Origin of the sequence: Pseudomonas sp. FP2338 (assembly GCF_030687515.1) — a bacterium.
Classification (GTDB): domain Bacteria; phylum Pseudomonadota; class Gammaproteobacteria; order Pseudomonadales; family Pseudomonadaceae; genus Aquipseudomonas; species Aquipseudomonas salomonii.
Window position 1 is genome coordinate 2,543,911 of record NZ_CP117436.1, and the last position, 17,569, is coordinate 2,561,479.

Consider the following 17,569-nt stretch of genomic DNA (forward strand, 5'->3'; position numbering starts at 1 on the left):
CTGATGCCGTTTGCACGAATTTCACTGCACCGAGGCAAGTCGGCCGAGTATTTACAGGCGTTGTCTCAGGGCTTGCACGACGCCTTGGTCGAGAGCTTCGAAGTACCGAAGGCAGATCGCTTCCAGGTCATTCACCAGCATGAGGTCGGCGAGCTGATATTCGATCCCCACTACCTGGGTGGGCCGCGTAGCCATGACTTTGTGCTGATCGCGATTACCGCCGGTCGTGCTCGAAGTGTTACGACTAAACAGCATTTTTACCGTGATCTGGTCGAGAAACTGGGGCGGGCGACGGGGCTGAACGCGGAAGACGTGATGGTGGTGATCACCACCACGGCCGGTGATGAGTGGTCGTTTGGGGGAGGGCGGGGCAACTAGGCTTTGAGGTTATTCAAAGTGAATTGGGGGTTGCCCTGAGGAATACAGCCTCTCGCGCACAGCCTTCAACACCGCTTCGATGTGCCAGGTCTCGACGACTGCAGGCACCGGCTGTCGGACTCATCTCAAGAACCGCTCTGGCACGCCGATGACGCAGGTGTTAGCTTGCGCGGCTCCGGCCACGAACCGGAACCGCAGACAGGGATGTTTGGACGTTTTTCGCGCCCAACCAGGCGCACCTCATTCCTGTCATGAGTATCATCCGATGCTGCAAAAATCCCTAAGAGCCCAAATCCTCGCGTTGTTGAGCGGCAGCCTGTTGGCGATGTTGCTGATTGCTTTGTCATGCTTTCATTTCCTGTCCAGCGGCGTGCAAAACTACGCCAACCTGATCGAAGGTCCGTTGCACACTTCGCAATTGATCGACGAGGCCAACCTGCAATTCAAGGTGCAGGTTCAGGAATGGAAAAACGTGTTGCTGCGGGGTAAGCAGCCGGCGGACCTGGATAAATATTGGAAGCAATTCGAAGACCGTCAGCGCGACGTACAGGGCATCCTTGGCGAACTGGCTAACCAGAAAGGCCTGGACGGCCAACTCAAGACCCGCATCGAACGCCTGCGTGACGAACACCGTCAGTTGGACAGCGCTTACCAGAAAGGTCGCGATGCCTATATCGCCGCGGGTGCAGACCCCACCGCAGGCGACGCCGCCGTCAAAGGAGTGGACCGTGCCACCAGCGATCAGATGAGCGAGCTTGTCGGCGACTTGCGCAAGCAGGGCACCGAGCAATCCACGCTGATCAGCGCCGCTGCCAAGCGCACGGTGATGCTGGGGATTATCGTTATGCTCGCCTCGGGGTTGTTGATCGGCTTGTTGAGCCTTTGGCTGATCAACCGCAACCTGGTTGACCCCATCCGCAAGCTGATCGACTACGTGGCGCAACTGAGCCAAGGCAAGTTTGCCGAACGCGTGGCCAGCAGCCGAGAAGACGAGTTGGGCAAACTGGCCATGGCCGCCAACACGTTGCGCGACTTTCTCGCTGAAACCTTCAACCGTTTGCAGCGCAGCGCCAAGGATCTGGACAGCGCAAGTGGTGAGTTAAACGCCATCGCCGTTCTCATGGCCAGCGGCACCAACGAGCAGTTCAACCGTACCGATCAGGTGGCTACGGCGATGAACGAAATGTCCGCCACCGCCCAGGAAGTTGCTCGTCACGCAGCCGATGCCGCACGCGCCGCCGATGATGCCGACCAATCCGCGCAGCAGGGCGAAAAAGTCATGCAGGGCACCATTCACACGATCACCCAGATGCGTAGCGAGATCGCCAACACCGCCACGGTCATCCGTCGCCTTGAAACCGACAGTGGCCGTATCGGCAAGGTGCTGGAAGTGATTCGCGGCATCGCCGAGCAGACTAATTTGCTGGCGCTGAACGCGGCGATCGAAGCGGCACGTGCTGGTGAAGCCGGACGCGGTTTTGCGGTCGTGGCTGACGAAGTGCGTAGCTTGGCCCAGCGCACGGCAGCGTCGATCATCGAAATCAACCAGATCATCCAAACGGTGCAAACCGGCGCGGTGGACGCGGCTCATGCTATTGAAAGTGGCCAGTCGCGCAGTGAGGAAAGTGTCGCGCAAGTGAATGAGGCCGGCGCCATGCTGGAGCGCATCACCCATGCCGTGGAAGCCATTCGCGACATGAACCGCCAGATTGCCACCGCCGCCGAAGAGCAAACCTCGGTAGCGGAAGACATCTCGCGCAACCTCACCGAAATCACCACGATTGCCAGTACCAACCTGGACAACATGCAGCGTACCGAAGCCGCAAGCCGCAACCTTCACGGGTTATCAGGGCAGTTGAATGAAGTGACGGCACGCCTGAGTGCTTGAGGACATCGGGCTCAGACCCTGAGGAATCCCTGAGGGTCTGACCCCGTTTTATGTATTTTATAAAACCGGGGTCAGATCACAGGCACATATGACCTCGCTTTTACGCTAGAACGTCGGCAGCCGATCCAACGCACAAGTACGTTCTATTTTCGGTTCATCTGCCGTGGGCACGCGCTCGCCCGAGTCGACATTGAATATGTCGATGTAACAACGGCTCAACGAGCCCGGGACGTCGGCAATCCCTCCCTTGATCACATAACGTGCGCCCGGCGCAAATTCGCTGATAAACGATACGCTGCACGAGCGATTGGCATTGGCCACGCCGCGCATTTCCAAGTGCATAGGCTTGCCGGCTTCAATCGGGAAAAAACCCTCCGGCGTCGAGACGTTCTTATAAACGGAAACCAACTGCTTCCCTATCCCCGACTCAATCGCCACGGTTCTGCCGTATTTGCAGCCGATGGCAGGCGCCTGGACCAGCGTCACGCCGTTTCGATAATTTTCCATCGACACCAATTCGCTGCGGATCATTGCCTGGGGCGCCCCGGCAGGCACCAGGTATTTCGGCGCTGGGGCGCAGCCTGCAAGCAGCAGAACGGTACACAGGTAAAGAGGCTTCATAATGTCCTTATTAATGGCGGTAGAGGCGGCACTAACTGGCCTGATCAATCACAGTGAGTCAAGCAATAAGTGGGAAGGCTGGGCGGCTGGCCAGGTTTGAAGTAAAGGTGGCCATCGGTATCTGAACCTATGCTCGTCCAGATTGTTGGCGTAATGCCAAGGCCGCTACACCACACAAGATCAGTGCGATACAGGACACATAGAACGCATCGCTGTAGGCCATCAGGTACGCCTCACGACGCACGGTATGGGCCAAGCTTTCAAGGACCTGCTGTTGGGCGGGTAACAGTTGGTTGAATATGAAGTCTTCGCTGTCTGCCATGCTGGCGCGCAGGCGCTCCTGCAAGGGAAAGGAAAACAGCGTGATCGACTCTCCCACCCGCTCTGAGTGAAAGCGCTCGCGCATGGCGACGATTTGCGTCAACCCTGCAGTACCCACGGCCCCGCCAAGGTTGCGCAGCATGGAAAACAACGCGGATGCGGAACCGGCTTCATCTTTGGCCAGCCCGGAAACCGCCAGAACAGAAAGCGCCACCATGATCAGCGGCTGTCCGATACCCCGTACCACGGTGGAAGGGATGATCACGTTGGCGGCACTATCGACGTCCAGGTGCGCGCCGAGGTAGCAGCCCAGCGCCATGATGAAAAAGCCGCTGGCGACCATCAGTTTCGGGCTGAGGCACTTCATCAAGCGCGGCATGAACGGTGCCAGCACCAATTGCACCATGCCGTAGGCGATCAGGCTGATGCCGATTTCCCGGGCGTTGTACCCCTGCAGTTGGGAAAGGTAATTGGGCACCAGGAACACCAGGCCGAAGGTAGCTCCGCCGAAAATGAACATCGCCGCACTGGCCACTCCGAAGTTGTAGCGCTTGAGCAGGCGCAGGTTGATGAAGGAACGGCTGCCGTACAACTGCGACAGCACGAAGTACACCAGGGCGACGCCGGCGATCAGCGACACCCACACAATGAAATCGGAGCCGAACCAGTCCTTGCGACCACCTTCCTCCAGCACGATCTGCAAACCCCCCAGGCCGACGATCATGGCCAGGATGCCGCCCCAGTCACCGCTCTTGAGCAGGCTCAACTGCATGGGCTTGGCATCGATGGACCATGCCACCGCCAGCAACAAGAGAATGCCCGGCGCCAGTTGCAGGTAAAAAATCCAGCGCCACGAATAAGCATCGGTCAACCAGCCACCAATGGATGGCCCGGCGGCCTGGGCAACGCTGTTGGACAAGGCGAACAAGGCCATGCCCATCGCGATCTTGCTGGGCGGGAGCTCGGTGATGATCAGCTGGAATGACAAAGGGATCAGCACCGCGCCGGCAGCACCCTGGATCACCCGAATGATGATCATCACTTCCAGGTTGGGCGCCCAGGAGCAAGCAATGGACGCCACCAGGAACACAAACGAGCCCGCCAGCATCACCCGCCGCAGCGAGAACACCTGGACCAGCCAGGCCGTCAGAGGAATCATCACGATTTCCGCGACCAGGTAAGCCGTGGAAATCCACGAGCCCTCCTCGAAGGTCGCCCCCAGGGAACCCTCGATTTCCGGCAGCGCGGCGCTGGTCACATGCACGTTCATACCGGCCATGAAACAGCCGAAAAGCCCGCCGATCACCGCCACCCAGGCGCGAAAGGAGACGGTTTTTTCAACGGACTCAGTCATGGGTCGCGCCCTGTGTGCCGGACCGGGTGTCAACGGTGGTGATCACCGACATGCCAGGCAGAATAGGCCCGCCCTCGTCATGTTCATCGATGACGATCTTCACCGGGAAGCGCTGCACGATCTTGGTGAAGTTGCCGGTGGCATTATCCGACGGCAACAGCGCGAACACGGCCCCGGAACCTGGCGAAAAGCTCACCACATGGCCCTTGAGCTTGCGTCCCGAATAGCTGTCGACGCTGATATCCACCGGTTGACCGGCGCGCATGTCGCGCAACTGGGTTTCCTTGTAGTTGGCCACCACATAGGCCTGCTGCAGGGGCACCACCGCCAGCAACGGCAAGCCCGGCGCGACGTATTGGCGAATACGCACTTTGCGCTGCCCCACGACCCCGTCGATGGGCGAGCGGATCAAAGTGTCCTCCAGCGCATGAGACGCCAGGCTCAACTGCGCCTCGGCCTGGCTGCGCCGGGCAATCTGTTGTTGGAGCGAGGCTTCGGCCAGCTGGCGCCGGGCAATGGCGACGGTCAACCTGGTTTCCTGTTGACGCTGCATGGCCTTGGCGATTTCCACCGCGGCGTTGGCCTGGGTGTAGCTGGCAGCCGCCGTTTCCAGACGCTGGGCACTGGCAGCGTGTTCGCGCACCAGGCCCTGGTAGCGGCGCTGGTCAAGGCTCGCGCGGCGCAACTCGGCCGCCACGCTGCGGGTGTGGGCCTCAGCCTGGTTTACCCCGGCCTTTTGCTGGGCGATCAGGCTGTCGGTCACTTGCAGGTTGGCCTGTTGGGCCGCGACCGAGGCCTGGGTTTGCGCCAATTGCGCACGCGCCTGCGCCAACCGCGCCTGGTAATCGCGGGCCTCGATGCGCACCAGCACATCCCCGGCCTTGACGGGCTGGTCATCCTCCACCAGCACCTGGGCCACATACCCGGAGACCTTCGGGCTGATGGGGATCCAGTCGGTATGCACATAGGCATCATCGGTCTGTTCCAGGTAACGTCCAACCGTCATCCAGTACACCCCGAACCCTACCGCCGCGATCGACAGCACAACGCATCCCAGCAGGATCAGGTTACGTTTGCGGCGTTGCTTGCGCGCATGCATGAGCTGCTCGTCCTGGACAGCGGTTTTTTCATCGACAGCAATATTCATGGCTGGGTACCGGAAAAATTGACGGAAGTGCGGCTCAGGGCAGCGGTTGCAGAGGCAGAAGACTGCCAACCGCCGCCAAGCGCGCGAAACAGGCCGATCTGGCGCTGCAACAGCTGGCCATCGGCATCGGCGAGCGTGGCCTGCAGGCGGATCAGCTCACGCTCGCTGTCCAGCACGTCGAGAAAGTCGATAGACCCGGCGTCGTAATTGAACTGGGCCAATGTGTAGGCTTGGCGACTGCTGGCAAGGGCCTGGTTCAACGCGGCGTGGCGCCGGCGCTCGCCGTCGTAGAGCGCAAGAGCCTGGCGTACCTCCTTGAGGGCCTTGAGAACACTGGCCTCGAATTGCGCCACTTGCATGCGCTCCAACGCCCTGGCCTGGTTGACCCGCGCGCGATTGACCCGCCAGTTGGGGAATTGCCAGGTAATCAGCGGCCCGACGCCAAACACCACCGCGCTACTGTCTCCCAACTCATGGGGTGTGTTGGCGGATGAGGACACTGAAGCGCCAAAGGTCACCTTCGGATACAGGTCAGACTGGACGATATCCACTTGCAGCGTGGCCGCTTGCAGCGCTCGCTCGGCCCGACGGATATCGGGGCGGCGCGCGAGTAATTGCCAGCCATCACCCACCGGCAGCTCGGCATTGAGTTGCGGCACGACCTCACAGGTCGCCGCGCCAATGCCTTGTTCCAGGTCCGCCACGCCGGTCAGCATCGCCAGCTCGTACAGGGCAGCTTGTCGGCGTGCTTCCAACATCGGTAGCAGCGCCAGGGTTTCACCCTGTAGCGCCTGCATCCGGGTGTATTCGAGATCTGTCACCACACCGGCCTGACGCTGCCGGTCGGTCAACGCCAAGCTGTGCCCGACCACATCCATCGAATGGCGCTGAATCCTGGCGCGTGCCCCCATGGCGCAGGCATTGACATAAGCGCGAGTGGTTTGCGCCACCACCGTGATGCGCAACAAGTCTTCGGCGTCCTGCGCCGCAGCCGCCTGGACCTGAGCCCGCTCGATACTGCGCTGAACCTAGCCCCAGATATCCACCTGATAAGCCAGCTCGAAGCCTGGATTGAACGCCCACTGTGACGGAGCATGGCTATCCGTGGCTTTGGCCAGGGTCTGATCATCGGCTGTCTTGCCGTACTCGGCGCCCAGTGAGGCCTGGGTCGACGGCCAGCGCCCGGCATCGGCCTGCATGATCCCGGCCAACATCGCCTGCACATGGGACTGAGCTGCAGCCAGGTCGCGGTTATGCATCAATGCCTGCTGCACCAGCGCGTCAAGTTTCCGATCGTTATACAACTGCCACCAATGGTCGGGTAACGCTTGGGCCGAAACACCCTGCGGCAGGCGGCTCAGGGCATTAAAGCGCTCCGGCTGCGGCTGCACGGGTATATGGGTGACCCAAGAGGAACAACCCGCCAACAAAACGACCGCCACACCCAGGAGTGAAAGACGACCATGCCATGCACAGAAAAAAGGCGGACCCATCGAAAAAACCCAGAATGCCAAGAAGACGCACAGGTTAAGAGAGCACCGGGCCGCGCATCTCCCGAGTTCCAGACAACCATCGTTTCGATTTGGACAATGTGCCTGTAGACCGCCTTATCGCAGGCGCTCACGGGCCAGGCACGCGCAAAGACATGGCCCTGCCTGGAGGCGGGGCCATGGACGCTTGGGGTTGCGCGCTCGCCGGGGTGTCAGACCAGGCGGCAGGTGCTCGGGGTGTAGCCCATGGTGCGCTTGAACATCGCAGTAAACGCGCTCGGGCTCTGGTAACCGTGCTCCAATGCCACTTCCAGGATCGATACGCCGCAGGCCAGCCGTTGCATGCTGAGTAGCAGCCGAGTGCGCTTGCGCCACTCCCCGTAACTCATGCCCAACTCTTTCTGGAACAGCCGCGCCAGGGTGCGCGAACTCATATTGAGCTGCACCGCCCAACTCTCCAGTTTCGACTCCTGTGAAGGGTTGTCGATAAACTCGGCACACAGCGACTTGAGCCTTGGCTCATCGGGGATCGGCACATGCGCCAGTACCCGCTGCGCAATGTCGAGCTCCGAAAAAATCAGGTCGACAATCTGCACATGGCGCAACAGAGCGGGTTCAGTGTCATGTTCATCGGCCGCGGCGATGATCAACTCCCGCAGCAACGGCGAAACCTTGAGAACGTGGCATTCCTCCGTCAACGCCCGGTGTGCGCCCGGCGAGATCAACAGGGTGCGCATACGCACCTCGCCGGTCATGCGGATCTGGTGCTCCACCCCCGAAGGAACCCAAAGCGCATGCCCGGAAGGCACCACCCAAGTGGTCCCGACGACCGATACCAGCATCACACCGTTAATGGCATATACCAGTTGACCTTCTTCATGCCGATGCGAAGCCACTATGTCGCCATGACCATAGTCACCGGCGAGCGCCGCCAATGCGGTGTGCGCGATCATCTCAGGAAGGTACCGCGGTCAGGCAAGTCCACGGTATTAAAATGGCGATATGGGCTGGGCGGATCCTTGAGCATCATGACGTTTTCTCCTTTTTCGACAGTTACGACAGTGCGCAGCCGAAGCTGCCGTTAACGCTCGCTCGCTGGATCAAACACTAAACGAAACAGACAAAAACCAATTGCAAAGCATCTCAAAAAAATCATTATTTACAGCATAAAAAACTAATAATTATGATTTTATTGGTTATTTAGCTGCCCTGTATAACATTAGCTGCAATCAAGGACGCCAACAAAGCCCGCGCAAAAGGGCGCTTTACGCGCGAGGCCTCGGCCTGTCCGTTCAGGAGTTGCCGGACTCGACCCGCACCGCCGACGACGCCGCCCAAACGTTGGGATGCGAGAAGGCCCAAATCGTCAAGTCGCTGATTTTTCGCAGGGCGTCAGATCCTGCAGAGTCAGCTTTTGAACTGATGAAGACGCCAAAATCCGAACGGCAGAAATTGGGCGATAGCCGATAGCAGTCATTCATAAGCGCGTCCAGTGCGTAGGCATGCACTCAGAGTGAAGTAGTCCGTTTCTGAAACGTTAAAACCACCCCTATACACGTCTTACCTCCGCTGTGGCGCCTTCTTATAGTCGTGCGCCTCAGTCACTAGGAGGTGCACGCATGCAGGGACCCTACGCATTTATCAATGAACGACCCCAGCCCTATCCATTGCTTAAACTAAGCTTGGCGCTTGATCCGCGTACGCAGACCAAATTCGACATCCTCAACCAGCACATCCGCAACACGGTGGTGTTGCCTGGGCAATTGGTGATCATTGAAGATGGCCGAACCGCCGCTTGCACCGCTGAAGAGGCACAGCTTATGCGCTCGGCACAAAATATAAAGCTCGCCCTGTTGGCGTATTCCGCAACTGACCAGTTCCTGATCAAAAACTATGATCAGGTGCAGGCCATCTTGACCTATTCGTCCCTTGGCATCGGCAGTGCCAGCAGTGCATGGAGCAAGCATCTGGCGCAAGTTGAGAAGACCCTTATCGAAATCGAGAGTTTGCATAAGCAGTACTTGAGCAAAGGCACCACTGGGGCAAGGGAGGAGTTTTTGGTTAAGCGAAGGGCGCTGTTTGCCAAGTTGGACAGCCAAATCTCGGGCATGGCGCGCTTTGGTACGGGGTTACGAAACGAAGGTTCGATTAAAAAGATGTTGGGGATTTCCAGTAAAAGCTACTGGCAACACGGAGAAATTCGGGGGTATGAGGAAAGGGTCAAGCGTTTGGCCAAGGCCTCGCAAATATTGAAGAAGGGGACTTACATTGGCATAGCGCTGGATGTTGGGGCGACGGCGCTGGAGATAACGGAGGCGTGTTCCACAGGGCGTGAGCAAGAGTGTACGCAGGCGAAGTATGTTGAAGGGGGTAAATTGGTAGCCGGAGTTACGGGCGCAGCAGTTGGCGGGAGCATTGGGGCTGGTATTGGTATCAGCGCCTGTGTAGTGGTTTTTGGCATACCTACAGCGGGTGCTGGAGCCTTGGCATGTGCAATCGTAGGCGGTGCAGCAGGTGGGTTGGCTACAGGGGCGCTCGGAAGCGGACTGGCGGAAAGCGCAGGCAAGTTTATCTACAGGACTGTGAGTAATTAAATGGCTTGGCTATATCTGGGCATGTGCTCCCTCATCCTAATGATGCTCAGCATTCCGCTCACTTTTTACGTGATGTTCAAAAGACTCGATGCCGCAGAGCACTACGTGCAACACAGCGACTATGTAGTCGGGTGCAGGCATATTTTCCGTAATGCTCATTTTGAGGGGCGGCACGTGCGTGTAGTCGCCATGGCGCTCATCATACTTATCCCCAAAGTGTTTCAGTGGCGGCATTTGGTACAGGTTGAGGACGTTGAAAAAATCCCACAACGTCTCAAGTTCTGGATGGTAATGCCGCCGCTCGTCGCGGTTGGATCCATCATAGGAATGGCTATCAGCTGGTTCCTTATAGAACACTGAACAGGAAAATCGGGGTCAGACCCTGAGAAATCCTTAATGGCGGTAGAGGCGGCGTTAACAGGCCTGATCACTGAGAATGAGTCAAGCAATAACTGCGAAGAATAGGCGTCTGACCAGGTTTGAAATAAAGATGAATTGCCCCTGGTTTATTAGCTAGGCGCAATGGCCACTTTTGACCGATAGCTGTCGGTCACAAATGGCGGATTTCGGCCCAGCTTTTTAAGACAAGCGCAAACAAGTATTCAGCTTACTGTCTGTGACGTGCAACCCGCAGCAGTCGGCCGCTGAGGCGCAGGCCGTCACGCATATTCAGCCCCATTAATGCGAGATTGGTGGCCCCTGCGATCAGTTCGATTACCTGTACGAAGTAAAAACGCGTATCGAAGCTTCCCGCCGACGCCCATTGGTTAAGCACAATGGCGCACGGCATCAGAACCAGCAGGCCGTTAGCGGCAATGAATGGCATGCGTTTCTTCTTCAAAGCGACCAGTCGTCCTTGTCGTTTCCGACTCATTAGCACTCCACTTGCACCGGTCGCAATCATTGTCGGTACCAGTATCCAAAGCCCGGGACTCACGATCAGGTGCTTGAGTGAGGCTATCGAGTGTCCGGATCCGATGAGCTCGACAAAAATAGTCGACAGAAAGAAGGTGGCGATGCACATCAGTGCCAGCGTGCTGGAGATCAAATGTAATCGTCTAAGCATTTATCTAATACCGTCAGACAGTTGGTTAATACTCAGGCCGTGCAGATATTCGACACAGCTACCTTGGTGAACAGATGCGGCATGGCCAAGGCACTTGAGGGATACCGCGCCAAGGCATTGGTGAATTCTGGATGATTGAAAGCATCGCGAAACCGCTCTACCGATTCCCATACGGCGTAATTCAAGAACATGTTGCTGCCACCGATGGCCTGATGGAGCTGCGTGGAGATGAAACCGGCACGTTGTTTCATCCAGTTGGCATCCAGCTCCCATGCGCAAAGGAGGTCAGGTATATCGTCTGCGTCGACAGTGAAGAGGTTGATCAATACCACTGGAGCTTCGCTGCAATGCAGCTGTTGAGTGATGGGCACGATCGGATCAAGGGGGCGAATAGAAAGCATGGCGACCTCTACATTGTAATCATGATGACAATTTGGGTTTCAAGTTCCAAACCTACTGCGATTGACATCATGGTGTCAACGTGGAAGGATTCGCGCCATGAAAAAGACAAACTACACCCCCGCAGGACGCGCCATGAGCGATCTGGTTCTTGAGATCTTTCGAGCAAGTGCGCGTCTGCTTACTGCAGGCGATCGACTCGTCGCAGAGCTAGGTCTGACAAGCGCCCGCTGGCAACTGCTGGGCACTATTGTGTACGCCGAACGAGCACAACCGGTTTCATGGATTGCTCGCGACATGGGGGCAAATCGGCAAAACGTTCAGCGGATCGTTAACGATCTGGTGAAGGATGGACTGCTGGAGTTTCAGCCGAACCCACACCACCGTAGGGCGCAGTTAGTTGTCCTGACTGACGCTGGAAGAGAAGCATTCGATCTGGCGATGAAGCTTCAGACGCCCTGGATTAATGAGCTGGCGGAGGGCTTGGACATCGATGCTATCCAGACTACCCATCAGGTTCTAAACCACCTGCGCAATAGACTTGAGGAAGACCAGACCGACTGACCCGGCCAGCCTCAGCATAATCCAGCTTGTCAGAATCCCTGAGGGTCTGACCCCGTTTTATGTGACCCCGTTTTATGCGCAACCGGTCCAATGATCGCTATGGTTCCAGCCAGTCAGAATGAAGCTGCGGAAAACGCTCTTGCAGCCACTCAATAAACACTTGAACCTGTGGCGCCAGATGCGTCCGGCTGGGGTACAGCAACGACACCGGGCGAGGGGCTGGCCGATAGGGCTTTAGAATTTCGACTAAACCGCGACTGTCCAAATGCTCTGCCACGGTGATCCCCGGCGCCTGGATTATTCCGAAACCCGACACGCCGCACTGAACGTACGCATTCGACTCGGTGACGGTGATGCCGGCATTACTGACAAACGCTCGATCCTGACCCTTTACCGAGAAATGCCAAGGTAATGGCCTGTTGCTCTGACCGGACAAGAAGTTGACGCCTCGATGAGTGGCCAGATCGTCGAGTGTCTCTGGTTCGCCGTGTTCGCGCAGATACTCGGGTGCAGCACAGGTGATCATGGTCGCCATCGCGATAGGGCGAGCGATCAAGGTCGAATCCGGTAGATCGCCGATACGCAACGCACAGTCAATGCCTTCACCAACCAAGTCGACAGCCCGGTCCGTCACGCCAAGAATCATGTTGATACCAGGGTAGGAACCAGTGAATTCTTTAAGGCTCTTGATGAATTCCATTTGCGCGAAAGCGGTCGGTATATCGACGCGAAGTCGGCCTGCAAGCGTTGCCCCCGATCGGTAGAACATCGACGTCGCAGCAGAAATACCCGCCAGAATTTCCTGTACCCGCTCATAAAACCGCTCACCCTCGGCGTTGAGTGCCACCTTTCTGGTGGTGCGCTGGAACAGGCGCACGCCCAATGACGTCTCCAACTCCTGGATATACCGAGTGACCTGAGGTCGCCCGATGTCCAGCGATTCGGCGGCTTTGGTAAAGCTGCCAAGTTCGGCAAGCCTGGCGAACAGCCGCATCGATTGAAGCAATTCCATGACGCTTTCCCATGAGCCGCGGCTGAATAACCCAGTTGAATATGATTGTTGTCCAAGGATAGAACAATCATGTCTTTTTCCACGCATTTATTGCTCGCCCTCAAAAGCAAAAAATGCACGCAAGGCCGAATCGATCCTGGTCGGTGGCCATTGACGTGTATTGGGAGATTCGCAATGAAAGCTTGGTTATTGAAAGATTTCGGACTCGACAACCTGCAATTGGGAGAGGTAGCGACCCCGCACCCCAAGGCTGGCGAGTTGCTGGTCAAGGTCGGTGCCGTCTCGCTCAACTTTCGCGACAAGGCTATCGTCGACGGCATTTATGAGCCGCACAAGGTGCCCAAACCACTTATCCCAGTGAGCGATGCCTCCGGCACCGTGGTAGCGGTCGGTGATAACGTCACACGTTTCAAAGTCGGTGATCGCGTCAACTCGCACCTCTATTCACGTTGGCTGGATGGCGAGCCAGGGCCGAACGAACCCGATTACTGCTTCGGTTCGCCATTGCCCGGCGGTTTAGCCGAATACATGATCATCCATGAAGACAGCGCCGTCGGCGCACCTGACAACATGAGCGACGAAGAGGCGGCAACGCTTCCGATTGCTGCGCTCACGGCCTGGTATTCGCTGGTGGACTTTGGACACATCCAGCCGGGCCAGACCGTGTTGGTTCAGGGCACCGGAGGCGTGTCCATATTTGCCGTGCAGATCGCAACTGCGCTTGGCGCAAAGGTCATTGCGACGTCGAGCAGCGACCAGAATTTGCAAGCCGTGAAGGCGCTGAGGGCCGTGGCGGGTATCAACTACAAAACGACCCCGAACTGGGCGGACGAAGTGCTGAAACTGACCGAAGGCAAGGGCGTGGATCTGCTGCTCGATGTAGCAGGCGGCAGCGGCATCAATCAATCGGTCGCAGCGACCAAAGCGTCAGGGCGTATTGCGCAGATCGGCTTTCTGACAGGCCAAACCGTTGAACTCAATCTGATGCCGCTGATTTTCCGCCAGACCACCCTTCGCGGCATCGCCGTGGCGCCACGCTCATCATTCGACCGCATGAACGCATTCCTCAACGAACACAAGATCCATCCCGTAATCGATCAGGTATACCCGTTCGAGAAAGCGCGGGAAGCTTATGAGCATCTGGCGAGGGGGGCATTTGGAAAGGTTGTGATCAAAATCGCTTAATGACGTTAAGGCGCCGATATGGCGCCTTTTTCGCCTATCGCAGCAGAAGCATTCCCAAATTGGCTGACTACTTCCAATGATGGCCAATAGAATTCATCGCCACCTGTCGGCGTGTTTTGCGTTGGCGGGTGTTTTCTCGTTGCGAAGGCTGTGTTTATAAACAGTTTTTCTGTGTGTTGGCTTGTGTCCTCTAACGCGTCGTAGATACAGGAGGGCGATCATTGACTAGTCAGAAGACTTTCATTCAAATAAGCTTGTTCTGGCTCTTGTTTTTGTTCTCAGTTTGAAAAAGGAAATCGATATGCCAGAAGAAATTATTTCCGTAAATCGAGGCGCATCCATGACTCTGTCTATTTCGGAACCTGGTGCAGGTCGTTACAAATAATAATCGAGTGCTCTAGCCGGAATAAAAAAGGACTTTGCAAATGATCGATAGTAGAACTGAATCCAACCTGATGAAAGTGAACGATCCCAATAGCAATCCAAGGCAGCCTTTCAAGACCTTTAACCATATCGGGAGTTTTCTTTTAATTCTATTGAGTGTTTTTGCAACTACTGCAGCTGCTGGTAGCCAGGGTGCACCGACTGAAAAAGAATATTCCGATGCAATAGCATCCTATGCAGCCTTGATTGGATTTGAACCTATGCATGGGAATGTTAAAGATAGCCTTCAATTTATTAGATATGTTGAGGATTGAGAAGTCACGAAAGAATACTTTGTTTCTTTTGGTGCCAATGGATGCATTGAGTCCATGAAATTGCAAAATACATATGCTGGAGAGGCTTCTGTAAACTTAAAAAAAATAAAAAACAAAATGACCTCGTTTCACGGGAAGGCTGAAGAGGAATATTATGATCTTGATGCTGATTGCAAGATAGTGAAAAATATAAAAACCAATGAAGAGTATATCTATGAAAGTAATTTGATATCCGAGGTGAGGAAAAATGGAGAGATTGTAAAAAGCTTTAAATTTAACTCTAAAAATGAGCTCATTGAAGTCACTCAATATGCACCCTATGAATATGTGCAGAAGTTAGAGTATCTAAAAAGTAAAAATACCACAACGGGGATTATAATCTCTGTTCACATGGGTGGCAGTTCTGCAAATGAAGAAGCGACATGCTTTGACTTTGACGCAAATAGAAATCCATCGTATTGTGACGTTGCTCGTAATATAAGTTCTAAAAATAAAATTATAAAATACATGTACGAAAACAACTATTATTGATCTTTCAGCTTTTATCTTGCTGGGAAATCGGGGTCAGAAATCGGGGGCAAACCCTGAGGACTCCCAAGGGGCTGACCCCGATGCGCTCTAGTTGGACAGGATGCTCCTCGGCGTCCGTTTTGGCACACTCTGGAGCGCTGGCCTTCACGCCTAATTGACGGCTAACAGTCCCTTAACCTTTGACCGCCAAGCAAACCCCACCACCATCAACAACCCCAACCCCGCCATCCCCGCGCCCGCCAGCGAAATCGCCGGATAGCCCCAGCCCGCATTAATCACCACACCGCCCAGCGCCGCCCCAATCGCATTGCCAAAGTTAAACGCCCCAATATTCACCGCCGACGCCAGGTTAGGCGCGTCCTTGGCCGCCTCCATCACCCGCATCTGCAACGGCGGCACCAGGGCAAAACTGGCCACGCCCCATATCAAAATGGCCACCGCCGCCGGCAGCGGCCAGCGCATCAGTACGGTAAACGCCAGCAACACCACAATCAGCACGCTCAGCGACACGATCAAGGTGCGATCTATCGAGCGGTCGGCCGCCTTGCCCCCCCACAGGTTGCCGAGTGTCAGGCCCACACCGAACAGCACGAGCATGGCGGTGATGTAGGTGGTGGAGGCGTGGGTTTCGCTGCTGAGGATGGGCGCGATGTAGGTGAAGACGGTGAACATGGCGCCCGAGCCGATGACGGTAAGGGCCAATGCGCCCAGCACCGGGCCGCGGCCCAGTACGCGGATTTCGGCCATTACGCTCACGTGTGGCGGCGCCTTGAGGTTGGGCAGGGCGAACCACAGCGCGGCCATGGCGATGACGCCGAGGCCGGTAATGCCCCAGAAGGCGGTGCGCCAGCCGAACAGTTCGCCGAACCAGGCGGCCAGTGGTACGCCGCCGATGGTCGCGAGGGTGAGGCCCATGAACATGGCGGCCACCGCGCCGGCGCGTTTCTCCGGGGCGACCACACTGGCGGCGACCACGGAGCCCACGCCAAAGAACGCGCCGTGGTTCAGTGAGGTGACGACTCTGGCGATCATCAGGCTGTAGTAGTCGGTGGCCAGGGCGGACATCAGGTTGCCCAGGGTGAAAATCGCCATCAGCCCGATCAGCAGGTAGCGCCTGGGGATCTTGCCGGTGGTCAGGGTCATCAGTGGCGCGCCGAGCAGTACGCCCATGGCGTAAGCACTGACCAACAAGCCGGCGGCGGGAATCGAGACGCCGAGGTCGGCGGCGATGCCCGGCAACATGCCCATGGGGGCGAATTCGGTGACGCCGATGCCAAAGGCACCCATGGCGAGTGCAACTAAAGGTGGATTGATACGCATGGAAAGCTCCTTATCTATGCCGCCAATGCTACGATCCAACGTTTTAAGGCGGTAGATGGCGTTTTTGGCAATCACCTTTGCGTAAGGGGCACAAATGGACTTCAACGGCAGGTCGGGTGAGATGCTGGTATTCGCCAGCGTGGCGCAGGAAGGCAGCTTATCGGCGGCGGCGCGGGCGTTGGCGCTCACGCCGTCGGCGGTCAGCCGGATCATCGCGCGCGCCGAACAGCGCCTTGGCACGCGGCTGCTGTTGCGCACTACCCGCGCGATCACCTTTACCGCCGAGGGCGAGGCGTTCCTGCGCGGGGCACGGCGTATCCTGGCCGACATGGACGAGGTGGAAGAGGCGATTGCCGACCAGGGCGTGCCGAGGGGTCGGTTGCGGGTCAGCGCCGCCCTGGGCCACGGGCGCATGACGATCGTGCCCTTGGTGGCTGCCTTCAGTGCGCGCTACCCGAACATCGTGGTCGACCTGACCCTGGGCGACGAAGTAGTCGATATCCTCGGCGGCCAGGCCGATGTGGCGATACGTTTTGGCCTTCTGCCCGACAGCCCGCTGACCGCGCGCAGGCTCGGCGAAACCGGCCAGGTGGTGGTGGCCTCGCCCGAGTACCTGCAACGCCACGGCACCCCGCAGCAACCCGAAGACCTGCTGCGGCACAATTGCCTGCGCTTCAACTTTCGGCGTGCCGAACCCAACTGGCCGTTTATGCGCGACGGCCAGGGGTTTTCCCTCAAGGTCGGCGGCAACATCGAATGCAGCAGTGGTGAAGCGCTGGCACAGCTTGCGCGTGTGGGCGCCGGTATTGCGCGTATCGGTGAGTTCACCGTCAGTGAAGACCTGCGGCGCGGCGAGCTGATACCGCTGCTGCAAGCCTGGAACCCCGGCGACGTTGAGCCGATTCACGCGGTGTTCGTCGGCGGCGCGGCGATGCCGGCGCGGGTGCGCTTGTTTGTGGACTTTTTGCTCGAACATCATCAGTTGTAAGCGCCTGCGTGGG

17 protein-coding genes and 2 pseudogenes are annotated in these 17,569 nt (G+C 57.2%); 10 read left to right on the plus strand and 9 right to left on the minus strand.

Translation table 11 applies throughout. From position 1 onward, the window contains the following. The first annotated feature begins 3 nt into the window (after positions 1 to 3). The 3 genes and pseudogenes from PSH96_RS11710 (at position 4) to PSH96_RS29575 (ending at position 2,266) form a co-directional block, all read left to right on the plus strand. On the plus strand, positions 4 to 378 hold the full coding sequence (locus PSH96_RS11710) for a tautomerase family protein (RefSeq protein WP_056859530.1): 375 nt from the start codon (positions 4 to 6) through the stop codon (positions 376 to 378). 844 nt (positions 379 to 1,222) lie between these two features. Beyond that, a pseudogene (locus tag PSH96_RS29570) lies at positions 1,223 to 1,333 on the plus strand (hypothetical protein); the annotation flags it as partial. Positions 1,334 to 1,561: 228 nt separating this feature from the next. Further along, the gene (locus PSH96_RS29575; RefSeq protein WP_370694360.1) at positions 1,562 to 2,266 is read left to right on the plus strand and encodes a methyl-accepting chemotaxis protein; all 705 of its coding nucleotides are present in this window, start codon (positions 1,562 to 1,564) and stop codon (positions 2,264 to 2,266) included. 105 nt (positions 2,267 to 2,371) lie between these two features. Here the strand turns inward: PSH96_RS29575 and PSH96_RS11720 are convergent, their stop codons facing one another. From PSH96_RS11720 to PSH96_RS11740, 5 genes and pseudogenes are all read right to left on the minus strand, one after another. After that, positions 2,372 to 2,797: a hypothetical protein gene (locus PSH96_RS11720; RefSeq protein ID WP_305459390.1), complete on the minus strand. Its 426-nt coding sequence runs from the start codon at positions 2,795 to 2,797 to the stop codon at positions 2,372 to 2,374. A gap of 217 nt (positions 2,798 to 3,014) precedes the next feature. Further along, a complete protein-coding gene (locus PSH96_RS11725) occupies positions 3,015 to 4,562 on the minus strand; it encodes an MDR family MFS transporter (RefSeq protein ID WP_305459392.1) in 1,548 nt (515 codons plus the stop codon). Beyond that, entirely contained in the window at positions 4,555 to 5,709 is a 1,155-nt protein-coding gene (locus tag PSH96_RS11730) for an HlyD family secretion protein (RefSeq protein ID WP_305459394.1), read from the minus strand. Before PSH96_RS11730 ends, PSH96_RS11725 begins: the two co-directional genes overlap by 8 nt. Next, a pseudogene (locus PSH96_RS11735) lies at positions 5,706 to 7,202 on the minus strand (TolC family protein). The gene PSH96_RS11730 and the pseudogene PSH96_RS11735 overlap by 4 nt, the downstream one beginning before the upstream one ends. A 209-nt stretch (positions 7,203 to 7,411) precedes the next feature. Beyond that, a complete protein-coding gene (locus tag PSH96_RS11740) occupies positions 7,412 to 8,152 on the minus strand; it encodes a helix-turn-helix domain-containing protein (RefSeq protein ID WP_305459396.1) in 741 nt (246 codons plus the stop codon). A 666-nt stretch (positions 8,153 to 8,818) separates the two neighbouring features. On the opposite strand from PSH96_RS11740, the gene PSH96_RS11745 reads away from it, so the two are divergent. Next, a complete protein-coding gene (locus PSH96_RS11745; RefSeq protein WP_305459397.1) occupies positions 8,819 to 9,793 on the plus strand; it encodes a hypothetical protein in 975 nt (324 codons plus the stop codon). Next, positions 9,794 to 10,153, plus strand: coding sequence for a hypothetical protein (locus PSH96_RS11750; protein ID WP_305459399.1), 360 nt, complete (start codon positions 9,794 to 9,796; stop codon positions 10,151 to 10,153). A gap of 247 nt (positions 10,154 to 10,400) precedes the next feature. Here PSH96_RS11750 and PSH96_RS11755 read toward each other — a convergent pair whose 3' ends face one another. Next, positions 10,401 to 10,859, minus strand: a complete 459-nt coding sequence (locus tag PSH96_RS11755; RefSeq protein WP_305459401.1) for a hypothetical protein — start codon at positions 10,857 to 10,859, stop codon at positions 10,401 to 10,403. Between the two features lie 32 nt (positions 10,860 to 10,891). Further along, on the minus strand, positions 10,892 to 11,260 hold the full coding sequence (locus tag PSH96_RS11760) for an antibiotic biosynthesis monooxygenase (RefSeq protein ID WP_005789817.1): 369 nt from the start codon (positions 11,258 to 11,260) through the stop codon (positions 10,892 to 10,894). Between the two features lie 97 nt (positions 11,261 to 11,357). Between PSH96_RS11760 and PSH96_RS11765 the strand changes: the two genes are divergently transcribed. Continuing rightward, on the plus strand, positions 11,358 to 11,822 hold the full coding sequence (locus PSH96_RS11765) for a MarR family winged helix-turn-helix transcriptional regulator (protein WP_305459403.1): 465 nt from the start codon (positions 11,358 to 11,360) through the stop codon (positions 11,820 to 11,822). Positions 11,823 to 11,919: 97 nt separating this feature from the next. On the opposite strand, the gene PSH96_RS11770 is transcribed toward PSH96_RS11765, so the two are convergent. Continuing rightward, positions 11,920 to 12,834, minus strand: a complete 915-nt coding sequence (locus PSH96_RS11770) for a LysR family transcriptional regulator (protein WP_305459405.1) — start codon at positions 12,832 to 12,834, stop codon at positions 11,920 to 11,922. A 174-nt stretch (positions 12,835 to 13,008) separates the two neighbouring features. Here PSH96_RS11770 and PSH96_RS11775 point away from each other — a divergent pair, with 174 nt between their 5' ends. From PSH96_RS11775 to PSH96_RS11785, 3 genes are all read left to right on the plus strand, one after another. Continuing rightward, positions 13,009 to 14,019, plus strand: a complete 1,011-nt coding sequence (locus PSH96_RS11775) for an NAD(P)-dependent alcohol dehydrogenase (RefSeq protein WP_305459407.1) — start codon at positions 13,009 to 13,011, stop codon at positions 14,017 to 14,019. A 425-nt stretch (positions 14,020 to 14,444) separates the two neighbouring features. Continuing rightward, a complete protein-coding gene (locus PSH96_RS11780; RefSeq protein ID WP_305459409.1) occupies positions 14,445 to 14,717 on the plus strand; it encodes a hypothetical protein in 273 nt (90 codons plus the stop codon). 54 nt (positions 14,718 to 14,771) lie between these two features. Continuing rightward, positions 14,772 to 15,248, plus strand: coding sequence for a hypothetical protein (locus tag PSH96_RS11785; protein WP_305459411.1), 477 nt, complete (start codon positions 14,772 to 14,774; stop codon positions 15,246 to 15,248). A 150-nt stretch (positions 15,249 to 15,398) separates the two neighbouring features. Here the strand turns inward: PSH96_RS11785 and PSH96_RS11790 are convergent, their stop codons facing one another. Continuing rightward, positions 15,399 to 16,568, minus strand: coding sequence for an MFS transporter (locus tag PSH96_RS11790; protein ID WP_305459412.1), 1,170 nt, complete (start codon positions 16,566 to 16,568; stop codon positions 15,399 to 15,401). 94 nt (positions 16,569 to 16,662) lie between these two features. Here PSH96_RS11790 and PSH96_RS11795 point away from each other — a divergent pair, with 94 nt between their 5' ends. After that, positions 16,663 to 17,556: a LysR substrate-binding domain-containing protein gene (locus PSH96_RS11795; protein ID WP_305459414.1), complete on the plus strand. Its 894-nt coding sequence runs from the start codon at positions 16,663 to 16,665 to the stop codon at positions 17,554 to 17,556. Positions 17,557 to 17,569: the final 13 nt, after the last annotated feature.

Coding starts and splice junctions, on each gene's coding strand:
- PSH96_RS11710 (WP_056859530.1), top strand. CDS start 4: ATGCCGTTTGCACGAATTTCACTGCACCGAGGCAAGTCGGCCGAGTAT.
- PSH96_RS29575 (WP_370694360.1), top strand. CDS start 1,562: ATGTCCGCCACCGCCCAGGAAGTTGCTCGTCACGCAGCCGATGCCGCA.
- PSH96_RS11720 (WP_305459390.1), bottom strand. CDS start 2,797: ATGATCCGCAGCGAATTGGTGTCGATGGAAAATTATCGAAACGGCGTG.
- PSH96_RS11725 (WP_305459392.1), bottom strand. CDS start 4,562: ATGACTGAGTCCGTTGAAAAAACCGTCTCCTTTCGCGCCTGGGTGGCG.
- PSH96_RS11730 (WP_305459394.1), bottom strand. CDS start 5,709: ATGAATATTGCTGTCGATGAAAAAACCGCTGTCCAGGACGAGCAGCTC.
- PSH96_RS11740 (WP_305459396.1), bottom strand. CDS start 8,152: ATGATCGCGCACACCGCATTGGCGGCGCTCGCCGGTGACTATGGTCAT.
- PSH96_RS11745 (WP_305459397.1), top strand. CDS start 8,819: ATGCAGGGACCCTACGCATTTATCAATGAACGACCCCAGCCCTATCCA.
- PSH96_RS11750 (WP_305459399.1), top strand. CDS start 9,794: ATGGCTTGGCTATATCTGGGCATGTGCTCCCTCATCCTAATGATGCTC.
- PSH96_RS11755 (WP_305459401.1), bottom strand. CDS start 10,859: ATGCTTAGACGATTACATTTGATCTCCAGCACGCTGGCACTGATGTGC.
- PSH96_RS11760 (WP_005789817.1), bottom strand. CDS start 11,260: ATGCTTTCTATTCGCCCCCTTGATCCGATCGTGCCCATCACTCAACAG.
- PSH96_RS11765 (WP_305459403.1), top strand. CDS start 11,358: ATGAAAAAGACAAACTACACCCCCGCAGGACGCGCCATGAGCGATCTG.
- PSH96_RS11770 (WP_305459405.1), bottom strand. CDS start 12,834: ATGGAATTGCTTCAATCGATGCGGCTGTTCGCCAGGCTTGCCGAACTT.
- PSH96_RS11775 (WP_305459407.1), top strand. CDS start 13,009: ATGAAAGCTTGGTTATTGAAAGATTTCGGACTCGACAACCTGCAATTG.
- PSH96_RS11780 (WP_305459409.1), top strand. CDS start 14,445: ATGATCGATAGTAGAACTGAATCCAACCTGATGAAAGTGAACGATCCC.
- PSH96_RS11785 (WP_305459411.1), top strand. CDS start 14,772: ATGAAATTGCAAAATACATATGCTGGAGAGGCTTCTGTAAACTTAAAA.
- PSH96_RS11790 (WP_305459412.1), bottom strand. CDS start 16,568: ATGCGTATCAATCCACCTTTAGTTGCACTCGCCATGGGTGCCTTTGGC.
- PSH96_RS11795 (WP_305459414.1), top strand. CDS start 16,663: ATGGACTTCAACGGCAGGTCGGGTGAGATGCTGGTATTCGCCAGCGTG.